The 13,809-nt window shown below is 65.0% G+C and carries 8 protein-coding genes; 5 read left to right on the plus strand and 3 right to left on the minus strand.

What is annotated here, in order from left to right:
- The first annotated feature begins 231 nt into the window (after positions 1–231).
- Entirely contained in the window at positions 232–975 is a 744-nt protein-coding gene (locus tag AB0N59_RS03210) for a hypothetical protein (protein WP_363478623.1), read from the plus strand.
- 351 nt (positions 976–1,326) lie between these two features.
- Positions 1,327–2,295, plus strand: a complete 969-nt coding sequence (locus AB0N59_RS03215; RefSeq protein ID WP_363478626.1) for a helix-turn-helix domain-containing protein — start codon at positions 1,327–1,329, stop codon at positions 2,293–2,295.
- Between the two features lie 15 nt (positions 2,296–2,310).
- Here AB0N59_RS03215 and AB0N59_RS03220 read toward each other — a convergent pair whose 3' ends face one another.
- Positions 2,311–7,083 (minus strand): NAD-glutamate dehydrogenase, encoded by a 4,773-nt coding sequence (locus tag AB0N59_RS03220; RefSeq protein WP_363478629.1) that lies wholly within the window; start codon positions 7,081–7,083, stop codon positions 2,311–2,313.
- A gap of 177 nt (positions 7,084–7,260) precedes the next feature.
- On the opposite strand from AB0N59_RS03220, the gene AB0N59_RS03225 reads away from it, so the two are divergent.
- The 3 genes from AB0N59_RS03225 (at position 7,261) to AB0N59_RS03235 (ending at position 11,310) form a co-directional block, all read left to right on the plus strand.
- Complete coding sequence (locus AB0N59_RS03225; protein WP_363478632.1) at positions 7,261–8,754, plus strand: SulP family inorganic anion transporter; 1,494 nt, start codon at positions 7,261–7,263, stop codon at positions 8,752–8,754.
- Positions 8,755–9,115: 361 nt separating this feature from the next.
- On the plus strand, positions 9,116–10,456 hold the full coding sequence (locus AB0N59_RS03230) for an AAA family ATPase (protein ID WP_363478635.1): 1,341 nt from the start codon (positions 9,116–9,118) through the stop codon (positions 10,454–10,456).
- Positions 10,453–11,310, plus strand: coding sequence for a hypothetical protein (locus tag AB0N59_RS03235; RefSeq protein WP_363478638.1), 858 nt, complete (start codon positions 10,453–10,455; stop codon positions 11,308–11,310). The genes AB0N59_RS03230 and AB0N59_RS03235 overlap by 4 nt, the downstream gene beginning before the upstream one ends.
- 240 nt (positions 11,311–11,550) lie before the next feature.
- On the opposite strand, the gene AB0N59_RS03240 is transcribed toward AB0N59_RS03235, so the two are convergent.
- Both AB0N59_RS03240 and dcm read right to left on the minus strand, forming a co-directional pair.
- A complete protein-coding gene (locus AB0N59_RS03240; RefSeq protein WP_363478641.1) occupies positions 11,551–12,504 on the minus strand; it encodes a NaeI family type II restriction endonuclease in 954 nt (317 codons plus the stop codon).
- 10 nt (positions 12,505–12,514) lie between these two features.
- A complete protein-coding gene (gene dcm / locus AB0N59_RS03245; protein ID WP_363478644.1) occupies positions 12,515–13,774 on the minus strand; it encodes a DNA (cytosine-5-)-methyltransferase in 1,260 nt (419 codons plus the stop codon).
- Between the last annotated feature and the right edge of the window lie 35 nt (positions 13,775–13,809).

Raw genomic sequence — 13,809 nt, forward strand, 5'->3', positions numbered from 1 at the left:
GGGATGAGTATCCGCCCGCCGGGCATCCGCAGCAAAATCTCGGAGGAGGCAGCACCCGGCCCTCTCATTCCATTTCGCATTCTGGGTCAACTTCTGAAGGGTTCTGGCCGTCTTCGCCGCCATGTGCGGTATCCCAGCCGGTAGCTGACTGCAAAGACCGATAGTTTTCTCTCGCTCGCGCAGCCGACAAGTGTACCGGCTGCGGAGAACTCATCTGGGGGAGACAGAACCATGAAGAAGAAGATTGCACAGACCGGCCACGCCTCGCTGAGCGGCGACGATCGCCCGACCGGGGAGGGACAGCCGACCCGTCGCACGGTGGTCAAGGGCGTGGCCTGGTCGCTGCCCATCATCTCCGCCGCGGTGACCGCTCCGCTGGCGACCGCGTCAGGTCCGTGCAGCAGCAGAAGCTACAGGCTGAACTGGACGTCAGGAGCCTGGAGTGGCGGTGGAACATCGGGCAGCGGCGAGGCTGTCGCATCCGACGGCAGCACGATCACCGTGTCTGCCGTCGCCGTGCCTGTCGGCACGGCTGCCATCGATCCGAACAATCTCAGCCCCTTCTATCCGCAGCTGAACATGCTCGCCAGCTACAACAGCGGGATGGACGTGACGTTCACGTTCAGCCAGCCCATCACCGGCCTTCAATTCACTCTCGGGGACTTCGACGGCAACACGTCCGCGGTGAATTACTGGGACGCGGTCCAGGTGTCCGGGGCAGCCTACTCCTTCACATACACGGCCAGTCAGCCATTCGGAATGCAGGGCGACGGCACGAGCTCTGCGCCGTTCCGCAGTCAGTCGCCTGGCACCGTGGCCGGCCCGAACATCGCGACCCAGGGAGTGACCTTCACCTTCGGTGGTCCCCTGACTTCCTTCACCATCCACTACCGCAATGCATATCCGCGCCCCACTCTCGGAAGCGTCACTCAGCAGCTGTTCTTCTCGGACATGACCTTCAGCAACGTCTGCTGACCGATAGGAGCTGCCCCTCGTCCCGGCGAACTGCCTTCTCGATCGGTTGGGGTGCGTGCCGTCATAGCGCACCCCAACCGCGTATCGCGCGACGTGCGTTCGTCTCATCTCCTGCGGGCGTGATGCACGCGATCCCCGCGACCCGCCGCCCTGATCGCACGATTTGCGCCAATCCGGCTCGCCATCCCCTCTGACGTCCTACTTTTGGGTCACCGAGGCCGCACCTCGCGACCGGCACCTCGCTGAACAAGGGAGCGCCGACATGATGCACGAACGACACGGATTCCCCACCGTCGCCCTTGGCCGGAACGCCTCACCGTGGCCCGCCGGCAGTGAGCGCCGAGTTGCGTCATGAAGACGTTCAGCGAGCTCGATTCCCCTCCAGGCCCTGAAGGGTGGCAGGGGCTTGCCGAGCACCGGCGCTATCGCCACTCGGGTTCGGCGCTTCGCGCGGAGTGGATCAGCGCCTTCCTCGCCGGCGCGGGCCTGCGCGTGCGTGGCGGCGACCCGCGTCTCCTCGAGATGAACGCGATCCGTTTCGACGCCTTCTTCGTTGCTCACGTGCGTTCGCAGGCGCTCAGTGTCGAATGGCTGAGACAACGGGCATCAGCTCAGACGCGATACATGCTCGTCTTCGTCAACCACGGCTCGGTCGTCGTCGAAGGCGCGGCGGGTCAGCGGGTCTCTCCAGGACGCGGGATCTGCATCGTGTCCCCCGGCCGGGGATCGGTGATCATCCGAAGCAGTGCAGATTGCGAAGGCATCCTCTTCACCTTCGACCGCCGGGAGATCGCTCCCTACGCCCTCACGCCGTCGAACATCGGCGATATCGATCCGGATGCAGGCGTCTTCCGCGCCGGCTATGCGTGCCTCTACGGGCTCGTCTCCCGTTCCCCCGTGTCCGATGAGCAGACGGACGTGCTGAGAGATCTCACGCAAGCTGTCGCGCGAGCGCTGACCAGAGCGTCCGTCGCCGACAAGCGTTCCGGCACGGCGGTGTGGTCTGCACAGCAAGTCGTGGAACAGTGTTCGAGGGACCCCGATTTCGACGTCGATGAACTCGCCGCCCGAAGCAGCGTCTCGCGTCGGACGCTAGGGCGCCTGTACGAGCGACACGGGCTGAGTCCAGCGCGAGAGATCCGCCGGTCGCGCGCGCAGCGTGCGCTCCTGCTCATCCGCGATCACCACACCATGCCGCTTGAGGACGTGGCCACGGCAAGCGGCTTTCGATCGCTTTCGACGATGGACCGAACACTCATGACCGTATACGGGCTGAGCGCGCGTGCCATTCGACGAGAGGATGGTGCACGTCTCACCTGACGCGCGAACCATGCTTCAGCGCACGAGTGAGCGCAGCCTCCGCACCGCGACCGAGAGGGTCGCGAGGCCCTCGCCGTCCTGTGCGGTCGCCGCGGCGATCGCCTCGTCGACGGTGCGCCGGGTCGAGGCTCCGCCCTGTTTGAGCCAGGCGTCGATCCGCTCCTCGGCCGTGCCGTCATCGGTCGACGCGGCGACCGTCGCGGTCAGCTCGATCATCACGGCGTAGAGGTCGTCGCGCATGCTCGCCCGCGCCATCGATCCCCACCGGTCGGTCTGCGGCAGCGCGGTGATCTTCGTCAGCGTCTGCTCGAACGACAGGCGGGCGGAGAGGGCGAAGTAGAGCCCGGCGACTCCTTCGAGAGTCCAGCCGTGGGTGCGGGCGCACTCGGCGATGTCGAGCAGCGAGAGCACGTCGAGCAGGCCGGCACCGCGGCGGGCGAGCTCGAGCGAGACGCCGGCCTCCTGCAGCTCGCGGGTGCGCGACTCGAAGCGCTCGAGGTCGACGCCCTGCATCCACCGGTCGATGTTGGCCGACAGGTGCGTGACGGGCTCGGTGAACAGCTCGATCTCGGCGCCGATGTCGACACCGTCGGGCCGGTGCTGCACGAACCAGCGGGTGGCGCGGTCGAGCAGCCGGCGGAACGTCAGATACAGGCTGGTCTGCACCTCGGTCGAGACGACGTTGTCGGTCGCCTCGACGGCGACGACGAAGCCGCGAAGGTCGAAGATCTCGCGCACCGCGACGTAGGCGCGCGCGATGTCTTCGCTCGACGCCCCGGTCTCGTCGGCCGCCCGATAGGCGAACGTGATGCCGCCGCGGTTGACCATCGAGTTCACGACCGAGTTGACGATGATCTCGGTGCGCAGCGGGTGGGCATCCAGATCGTCGGCGTAGGCGCGGCGGATCGGCTCAGGGAAGTACTCGGCAAGGGTGCGCTCGAACCACGGGTCGCCGGCCAGGCCTGTTGCCGCGAGGTCGGTCTTCAGCGCCAGCTTCGCGTAGGCGACCAGCACCGAGAACTCGGGGCGGGTGAGGCCCTGCTGCTCGGCGATGCGGTCGGCCACCTCGGCACGGCTGGGCAGGAACTCGAGTTCGCGGTCGAGCTCATCGCGCTCTTCGAGCCACTCCATCAGCCGCTCGTGCACGGGCAGCATGACCACGGCGTTGGCCCGCGAGTTGCCGAGCAGCACGTTCTGCTCGTAGTTGTCGCGCAGCACCTGCACCGCGACCTCGTCGGTCATCGACTGCAGCAGCTCGTTGCGCGCCTCACGGTCGAGCCGGCCGTCGCGCTCGAGGATGCCGAGCAGGATCTTGATGTTGACCTCGCGGTCGCTGGTGCCGACGCCGGCGGAGTTGTCGATCGCGTCGGTGTTGATCCGGATGCCCGACTGCGCCGCCTCGATGCGTCCGCGCTGGGTCACGCCGAGGTTGCCCCCCTCGCCGACGACCTTCAGGCGCAGGTCGCGGCCGTTCACGCGCACCGCGTCGTTGCCGCGGTCGCCGACCTCGGCATCCGTCTCATCGCTCGCCTTGATGTAGGTGCCGATGGCGCCGTTCCAGAGCAGGTCGACGGGCGCGAGCAGCATCGCCTTCTTCAGCTCGAGAGGGGTGAGCTTCTGCACCGAGGGGTCGAGGCCGAACGCCTCGGCGATCTCGGGAGTGATCGGGATCGACTTCATCGACAGCGGGAACACCCCGCCGCCTGGTGACATGATGCTGCGGTCGAAGTCGTCCCACGACGACCCTGGCAGGGCGAAGAGGCGCTCGCGCTCGACGAAGGTCGCCTCGGCATCCGGATTCGGGTCGATGAAGACGTGGCGGTGATCGAACGCCGCGACGAGACGGATGTGCCGCGACCGCAGCATCCCGTTGCCGAACACGTCGCCAGACATGTCGCCGATGCCGACGACCGTGAAGTCCTCGGTCTGGGTGTCGACGCCCATCTCGCGGAAGTGCCGCTTGACCGACTCCCACGCGCCGCGGGCGGTGATGCCCATGCCCTTGTGGTCGTAACCTGCCGAGCCGCCCGAGGCGAAGGCATCCGCCAGCCAGAACCCGTACTCCTCCGAGATGCCGTTGGCGATGTCGGAGAACGAGGCGGTGCCCTTGTCTGCGGCGACGACGAGGTAGGGGTCGTCGCCGTCGTGCCGAACGACGTCGGCCGGAGGCACGATGTCGGCGCCGACGCGGTTGTCGGTGATGTCGAGCAGGCCGCGGATGAAGGTGCGGTACGCCGCCTTGCCGGCCTCGAGCCACGCGCCGCGGTCGGACGGCGACGGCAGGCGCTTGGCGTAGAACCCGCCCTTCGATCCGGTCGGCACGATCACGGCGTTCTTCACCATCTGCGCCTTGACCAGACCCAGCACCTCGGTGCGGAAGTCCTCGCGGCGGTCGCTCCAGCGCAGGCCGCCGCGGGCGACCTTGCCGAAGCGCAGGTGCACGCCCTCGACCTCGGGCGAGTACACCCAGATCTCGGCCATCGGCAGGGGCTTGGGAAGGCCCGGAACGCGCGCGCAGTCGAGCTTCATCGACACCCACGGCTTGGGAGAGCCGTCGGATGCCGTCTGATAGAAGTTCGTGCGCCACGTCGCGGTGATGACGCCGGCGATCGAGCGCAGGATGCGGTCATCGTCGAGGCTCGCGACCTGATCGAGCGCCTCGAGCAGCTCAGCCTCGACCGCCTCGGCCTGCGCGTCGCGGTCGCCCTCGACAGCGGGGTCGAAGCGCAGCTCGAACAGGCGCACGAGGGTGGTGGCGATCGCCGGGTTCGCGACGAGCGCGTTCTCGATGTACTCGACCGAGAACGCCGACCCGCTCTGGCGCAGGTACATGGCGATGGCGCGCAGGATGACGATGCGGCGCCAGTCGAGGTCTCCCTGCAGCACGAGGGTGTTGAGCCGGTCGCTCTCGGCGGCGCCCGTCCATGCGGCGGTGAAGGCGTCTTCGAACACGGCACCCCAGGCGGGGTCGGTCCAGCGGTCGATGCCCTCGGCGGTGAGGCCGAAGTCGCTGACGTGGCAGGTGGTGCCGTCGGGCATCGTGACGCTGTACGGGCGCTCGTCGACGACGTCGACGCCGAGGTCGGTGAGCACAGGCAGCACGCGGGTCAGCGGGTACTCGCGGTGCGAGACGAGGGTGAGCACGCGCTTGCCGGGGATGTCCTTCTCGGGCACGTTGAGGCGCACCGCGAACTCCTGGTCGCGCAGCTTCTCGAGCAGCTCGACGTCGTCGACAGCCTCTTCGGGCGTGACCGTCTCTTTGTAGACGGCGGGGAATGACTGGCCGTAGTCGGCCAGCAGGCGTGCGGCTTCGTCATCGCCGTGGGCGTGGTGCAGGGCATCCACCAGCCCTTCGTCCCACCCTCGCACCGCGTCGGCGAGCTTCGCCTGCACCTCGTCTTCGTCGACGTCGGGCAGCGATGTGCCGCGGGGCACGCGCACGATGAAGTGCAGCTGGGCGAGCGGGGAGTCGACGACGCGCGTGGCGTGATCGACGTGCTCGGCGCCGAACACCTCGCGCAGCACGGCCTCGATCCGCAGGCGAACGGGGGTGTTGTACCGGTCTTTCGGCAGGTAGACGAGGGCAGAGACGAAGCGGCCGAACTCGTCGCGCCGCAGGAAGGTGCGGGCGCGGCGGCGCTCGTTCAGGCGGGTGACCTCGGTGACGATCTTCAGCAGGTGCTCGACCGAGTCCTGGAACAGCTCGTCGCGAGGGTACTGCTCGAGGATCTGCAGCAGGTCTTTGCCCGAGTGCGACATCGGCGAGAATCCGGATGCCTTGAGCACGGCGCGCACCTTGTCGGCGGCGATCGGCAGGGTCGTGACCGAGGCGGCGTAGGCGCCGGAGGTGAACAGGCCGAGGAAGCGGCGCTCGCCGATCACGTTGCCGGCGTCGTCGAACATGCGCGCGCCGACGTAGTCGAGGTAGACGTCGCGGTGCACGGTGGCGCGCGAGTTGGCCTTGGTGATCGTGAGCAGGCGCGGCTCGCGGGCGGTGCGCTGCGCCTCGGGGCGCAGGTGGGCGACAGCCGTGGTGGGTTTGCGCAGGATGCCCAGGCCCGACCCTGCCACGGGCACCAGCACGTCTTCGCAGTTCTGGGTCTCGAGCAGGTATTCGCGGTAGCCGAGGAAGGTGAAGTTGTCGTCGGCGAGCCAGCTGAAGAAGTCGATCGCGGGGCCGATGTGGGCGGGGTCGGCCGTGGCGGGCGGCTCGGTGCGCAGGTCGGTGACGAGGTCGAGGCAGGCGCGGCGCATGGCGGTCCAGTCGTTGACCGCGGCGTGCACGTCGCCGAGCACGCCCTCGAGCTTCTGCCTCAGCGCGTCGCGGCCCTCGTCGGTGGGAACGCGATCGACCTCGAGGTGCATCCACGATTCGAGCTCGCCGCCGTGGGCATCCGTCTCGAGAAGCTCTCCGTCGTCGCCGCGACGCACCGAGACCAGCGGGTGGAGAAGAAGGTGCACCGCGAGGCCTTGACCTGCGATCGCGGCGGTGATCGAGTCGACGAGGAAGGGCGCGTCGTCGGTGCAGATGTCGACGATCGTGCGGCGCGAGGTCCAGCCGTGCTCGCTCAGCGTCGGAGTGAAGACCGAGACGTGGGTCTCGCCCCGCTGCCTCCGCGCCGCGAGGGCGTGCATCGAGACGGCGGCGCCGACCACATCGCGTGGCTCGCGCTCAGCGAGATCCACCGCATCGAGCCGGCCGATCAGGCTCTCGACGGCCGGCCTCACCTCGGCGTCGAGCGTCTCGATGATGTCCCGGAGTTCAGCGGATTCGACGTTGTGCGCCATGACTGATCGTCCCCTTCGGCGGTCGTTCTGGGTCAGCTTCGACCTTGGGACAAGCCTAGTTCGTCGGGATCTGTAATGAGCCTGGCCTGAACGTCGCCGCGGGGTGCGGCATCCGCTTCACCGCTCTACCCTGGAACGTCTGCCTCTTTTCTGAGGAACCTTGCCCTTGGAGCATCCATGTCTGTCATGACCGGCGACGACCGTGCCCGCTATCGGGCCAACCCCTCTGTGCTGACGGCGCTGAAGAACCCCCGGATGCTGACCCGCGAGGTGCTCGCCGGACTCGTGGTCGGGCTCGCGCTGATCCCCGAGGCGATCGCGTTCTCGGTGATCGCCGGAGTCGACCCGAAGGTGGGGCTGTTCTCGTCTTTCATCATGGCGGTGTCGATCGCCTTCCTCGGCGGTCGGCCGGCGATGGTCACCGCGGCGACCGGTGCGGTGGCGCTGGTGATCGCGCCCGTCGCGCCGACGTACGGCATCGACTACTTCATCGCGACGGTGATCCTCGCCGGGGTGTTCCAGGTGATCCTCGGAGTGCTGGGGGTCGCGAAGCTGATGCGCTTCATCCCCCGCAGCGTGATGGTCGGGTTCGTGAACGCGCTGGCGATCTTCGTGTTCAGCTCGCAGTTCCCTCAGCTGATCGGCGTGCCGTGGATGGTCTACCCGCTGGTCGCGCTGGGAATCGCCGTCATGATCGTGATGCCGCGGCTGACGCGGGTCGTGCCTGCGCCGCTCGTGTCGGTCGTGATCGTGACCGGTGTCGTGCTGGCGTTCACGATCGGCGTGCCGACCGTGGGCGATCAGGGTGAGCTGCCGCGCAGCCTGCCGTCGCTGTTCGTGCCCGACGTGCCGCTGACGTGGGAGACGTTCACGATCATCGCGCCGTTCGCGCTCGCCGTGGCGGTAGTGGGTCTGCTCGAATCGCTGCTCACCGCCAAGCTGGTCGATGAGATCACCGACACGCACTCGCGCAAGACCCGCGAGGCCTGGGCGCAGGGTGTTGCGAACATCCTGTCTGGTGCGTTCGGCGGCATGGGCGGATGCGCGGTCATCGGCCAGACGATGATCAACGTGAAGGAGTCAGGGGCGCGCACCCGCATCTCGACGTTCTGCGCCGGCGTCTTCCTGTTTCTTCTCGTCGTCGTGTTCGGCGACTTCGTCGCGACGATCCCGATGGCGGCGCTGGTCGCGGTGATGATCATGGTCGCGATCGGAGCGTTCGACTGGCACAGCGTGCGCCCGTCGACCCTCAAGCGGATGCCGAAGAGCGAGACGTTCGTAATGGTCTCGACCGTGGTGCTCGTGCTGCTCACCCACAACCTCGCCGTCGGCGTCGTCGGAGGAGTGCTGGTCGCGTCGGTGCTGTTCGTGCGCCGGGTCGCGCACGTGGTCGACGTGACGCGGTCTGAGTCGGACGGTGTCGCCCGGTACGTCGTGGAAGGCGGGCTGTTCTTCGCGTCGAGCAACGACCTCACGACGCTGTTCTCTTACTCGGTGGACCCCGCTCGGGTCGTGATCGACCTGTCGAAGTCGCACGTATGGGACGCGTCGACCGTCGCCGCGCTGGATGCGATCGAGACGAAGTACGCGGCGTACGGGAAGACGGTCGAGATCGTCGGGATGGATGCCACGAGCGGGGCGTTCCACGGGCGGTTGAGCGGTGGGTTCTAGGTGAGACGAGCGACCAACGATTTCGCCCATGCGCCTCGCACGCGGGTCGCGACCGCGTGTTCACCGAGACGATCACGCTCTCAAGATTCCGAAACTACATAGTCGCCGCGGCCTTTCGGCACAGACCTCAACTCGAGCTTGGCGCGGCAATGGTCACACTCTGCGTGCCGACTCTCAGATCCGAGGCGATCTTCACTGACGCCCTCGTCCCGTGCGCTTCCGCTCCCAACGGGGATAGCTTCGACGCGCCGACGCCGGAAGCATGCGATCCCGTGGGCGATCCGGCGAGAACTTGGGGTGAGATCTGTAAAACCGCGCCGCTTGTCGTCCGCCGAATCGCAAATCCTGACATAGTGGACCCGTGCTCGATACGAACCTGAACCTCATCCATGCCGAAGCGACAAATGTCCTCGGCGAGTACTACCACCAGGTGACCTTCCCGGCTGCGCAAGATTTTCTGATCGTATACGGACCAAACGGCGTCGGGAAGACGAAGTTTCTAGAGATTATTCACTATATGTCGCGCTTGGACGCGACGAGACTCTCTCGTATGCCTTTCGAATCGGCTACTCTCACGTATTCCGACGGCACCGTGCTCCGCGTCGAAGGCAAGGACCTCCCCGTATTGAGCGACAAGCGCTCCCGCCGACGTCGACTGCGCTTTCAACTTTCGCTTAACGGAAAGCACGCGGAGAAATGGGACTACAACGGTGACTCCTTTGAAGAATGGTTCATCGAGAACACACCATGGCGCCCCTACGGTGATGGCGAGTTATGGGAGGACCAGCGAGATGGCGAGCTCGTCACCCTCGATGAATTGCAGCGCCGTCATCCGGCCAATGGTCGGCGAGGAAGTTTGAAGATACCAACGGCATTCCGAACATTCGCCGCGCATAACTCTAGTTACCTCATCGAAACACAGCGTCTTCGAATCGAGCAAGCTATGGAGTCTCGAGGCTTCCCTAACCGGCACGGGCGCAGGCCGGAACACACTTCCAAGATCGCTGAGCACGCTGCCAAGATGCGGAGCCTTGTGAACGAAGCTCAGACGGAGCACTCGACAATCACGCAGCAGCGAGATCGGGACTTTCCCAACAGGGTGCTTGCGGCTTCGAGTGAAGCGGTGGACGCCGAGTCAGTACGCGAACGTTACGAGTCTCAGAACAAGTTCCGTAGCCGTCTCGGACGAGTCGCCTCGGTAGACCTTGCCGATGCGCTGTCGTTGCCCGACAAGGATCTCGATCCTTTCGAGCTGCGCCTGCTCGACCTGTACCTGGACGATGCTGAGGCGAAGCTTGCGCCGTTCCGGACCCTGCTCGAGAAGATTGAGCTTTTGGAGGAGGTCATCAACTCCCGCTTGCTCCGAAAAAGGCTGGAAGTCACGGCGAAGGATGGTTTGTCCGTCAAGCATCTGGACGACGACCGCCTCATCGACCTCAACTCGCTTTCGTCTGGAGAACAACACGAGATCATCCTGATGTTCGACCTGCTCTTCAACGTCCGAGAAGGCGCACTCGTTCTGATCGATGAACCCGAGATATCCCTGCACGTCGTGTGGCAACTAGCATTCATCCCAGACGTGCAGAAGATAGCAGCGCTCGCGGACTTCCGCTTCCTCGTCGCAACCCATTCTCCTCAGATCATCAACGACGCGTGGGATCAGGCTTACCCGCTCGGGCCAGCAGAGGAACCTTTCGTATGAGGTCAGCGCTCAACGCGAACACCTTCTACAACACAGTCGCCTTGGCCCGCCAAAACGTTCGCACGCTAATTCTCGTCGTTGAGGGCGACGATGATCACCTCCTTGTGAAACGACACGTCAACGACGAGGATGTCTTGCTTATCGCGGGAGTGGGCGGCAAACCTGTTGTGCTTGATGCCGCAAGAATAGCTGAGCGACGCAACCTGCGCGGCGTACGGTTCATGATCGATATTGACTATGATCCATTCACGAGCCCAACTCTTAGATATCCCGCCAACGTGATCGAGTCAAAGAACCACGACGCGATAATGGATGTCCTCATCATCGCTGGTGACCTCATCGAGTGGGTTATGGAAGCCTACGCCCGTTCATCGCTGCGAAGCGGGGCGTGGCTCGATACCTCCAAGGCGCGCGAGGATGCGTATGTGCTAGCCGCTTCCGTCGCGCCGCTTCGTGTCGCGAACGATCGCCACCAGTACGGATTGAAGTTGAGCAAGTTTCCGTTCGGTCAACTTCCGAATGCGCAACCCGGCCCCGCTGATCTTGCAAGGCTGGTCGTTATGCGGTCTGGGAACACGCGCACGCAGGCTGACGTCGAGGCGGACATCATCGCTGAAGCTACGCACCTCGGGACGGATCATGTGAGGCTTGTGGGTGACCACGACTATTTCCGCGCTCTGGCCAAAGTGCTGCAGCTGGCGGGCGTCACAGGCGTGACTGCTGAGAACCTCTGGACGGGTGTCCTCGTAGCGATAGCCTGCGTTCATCTCGGCGCCACCGACTGGTATCAGAGGCTAAGCGAATGGGGGGCTGCCAACTCCCGCGCGACCTTTACCTGTCCGTGTGCGGCCTGAATGGGCGATCCACCTGGACTGACTGGAGGGTACGCAGAGCAGACTCGTCGATCACGCGGATCGCCTTGCTTTCCTTGCCAGATGCGGTGTCCGGGGACGACCTTGCGCCTGATGTCTGTCTCAATCTCGGCGAGGACGCGTGGCCCGACTTTGGCGCACTCTTGCGACACCCAATCGTTCGCTCATGGCCACTCATCCGCATGGGTTATGCGGATGAGCGGCCATGAGCCCGGTGTGCAGTTACTTAAAACCCACCTCGGGTGCTGGATCCACGCACACTTCCGAGTCGCGCGCGGTACGCCAGTACACGCCGTCTATGCTGACTGCGAAGGTAGCGCCCGCCTCCGCCGGCACAACGCGCAGGCTGACAACTTCCCCTGGCTGCGGAATCGGCCCGCCAAGACTGGCAGCTACCTCACGGTGCCTTGCATAGTCCCCACCGAGGATGACGTACCCCTGGTCTCGCAGCGCCGTGCGTGCACCGCCGTTGGCTCGCACTCGCTTCATGAAGTCGTCCTGCTGGGCGACCGTCGCGATCGTGTTCCTCCCGATCCGCTGTCCAGTCACGCGACGCAGCAGCTCGTTGACTCGCCTTTGCCCTGAACGAGGCTGAAAGATGTCGCGGAGCGTCTGCTCATCGCACTGGAGCAGTACGTTGGGCGGTAGGTCTCCGGGCCGCTCGATCCAGCGAACGGCATCACGCCCAGCGCGATTCAAAGTCACCTTCGCGTCGCGGTTGTTTCCTACATTGCAGTGACCCGGAGCCGCTCGAACGACGCCAAACGCAAACTCACTGTCGCGATCGCTCACATAGCCCACGACAAGAACGTGCCCGATTGCTTCCGGGGGGATCATCCAACCGTTCATCCGCTGAGAGAACTTGCAGTCAACATCGATCCCCGCCACTCGATAGTCGAGTTTCTGGCGTTCTTCGGGCTCGTCGATTACATCGTCAAATTCGCGACGCATGTTGATCTCGAAGAGCGTGCCATAGTGTGTGCGCTCCGTTTTGTGTAGTTGCTCCCAGGAATACCGCCCCGTGCGCTGGCCGTCGTAGAGCTGATCGAGAGTACGGCGCATAAGCTTGCCCAGTCGCGTTCCGTTCGGATCCGCGGTTCTGAATGCGTTGAAAACGCGAACCACTTCTACGTCGGTCTCGCCATCCAGCGGGTCGGGTCGCCACGCGTCGAGCAATGAAGGCACTTCAGCTCACGCGGTTCCGGAAGCGGGTCACGATCTCGTGTCGCCAGTGATCTGCCTGCCCTGTGAACCCCTTGAACTGCCCGAGGAGATAGCGCTCCACGCCGTTATCGTCGATTCGACGCAACTCGAAGTCACGGCCGATGGCAGCGAGCCTTTGCTGGACAGCGGCCTCGCTCCCCTCGTTGTACGCGTCAATTAGCTCAGCGAGACTCAGTGGTCGCTCGCTGGTAGCAAGCGCGCGGTAGACGGGGTCGTGCACCTCCAGAACCCCTGGCTCAACCGTCCTGGGGAAACTCTCCCGCGTGATGGCGGCGCGGATGCTCCGTCCCACTGCCTCAGCAACGGGAGGCGGGAAGGCGTTGCCGATCTGCCGATATTGTGACGTCTTCCGTCCGGAGAATCGGTAATTGTCCTCAGCCTTCCAGCCCTGAACTCGGGCTGCCATCTCGATCGTCAGACGCGGGGGCGTCGTACGGAAAGACAGCGACTTCCGGTTTGGAGCCATGTCCGCGATCCCGCGGCCGTCAACATGGAGTTTCGCCCAACCGGCCTTCGCCCGGGTCGGCCCTAGGTCTGCTCCACCATGCTTCTTGCTACCTCCGACAAGAGTCGGCCCCACATCGTTTGCGGCGTCGCGCCAAGCATCTGCGTACTTCCAGCCATCCGCCGCCATGAGATCATGCAAGGCGTCACCGACGGTCACTCGTGGGCCCGCATTAGGTTCCGGCCAATGGAAGTAGCGCATATCGTCTGCGGGCATTGCGACGAGCACGAAGCGCGGTCGCAACTGCGGAACGCCGAAGTCAGCCGCGTGAAGCAACTGCCACTCGCCTACGTAGCCAAGCTCGAGAAGGCGATCAAGCACGCGCTGCCGGTATGCCGCAAAGCGCGGCGCGGAAAGGCCTCGGACGTTTTCGAGCATCACTGCGCGAGGACGAAGCACAGAGACCTGCTCGATGGCCCACGCGAAGAGATCCCGCTCATCAGATGTGCCGAGCTGTTTCCCCGCGGCGGAGAACGGCGGGCACGGTACTCCGCCGGCGAACAGATCAACGCCCTCGTAGTCGAGAGGGTCCCACAAGTCCGGATCGGCAACATCGCCAATAACGACCGGGACGTCGAGGTTGTTGCGTAGGGTGTCGGCCGCCGTCTCATCAATTTCGACCGCTAGTCGATGGGTGAAGCCCGCCTTATGCAGGCCAAGAGACTGCCCACCGGCGCCCGCGCACACCTCAACGACGCCAAAGTCCACATCACTCACCCCGCCATCGTAAGCCGGGCTACAGACACTGGTCC

Origin of the sequence: Microbacterium sp. NPDC089321 (genome assembly GCF_040684935.1) — a bacterium.
In the GTDB taxonomy this organism is placed as follows: domain Bacteria; phylum Actinomycetota; class Actinomycetes; order Actinomycetales; family Microbacteriaceae; genus Microbacterium.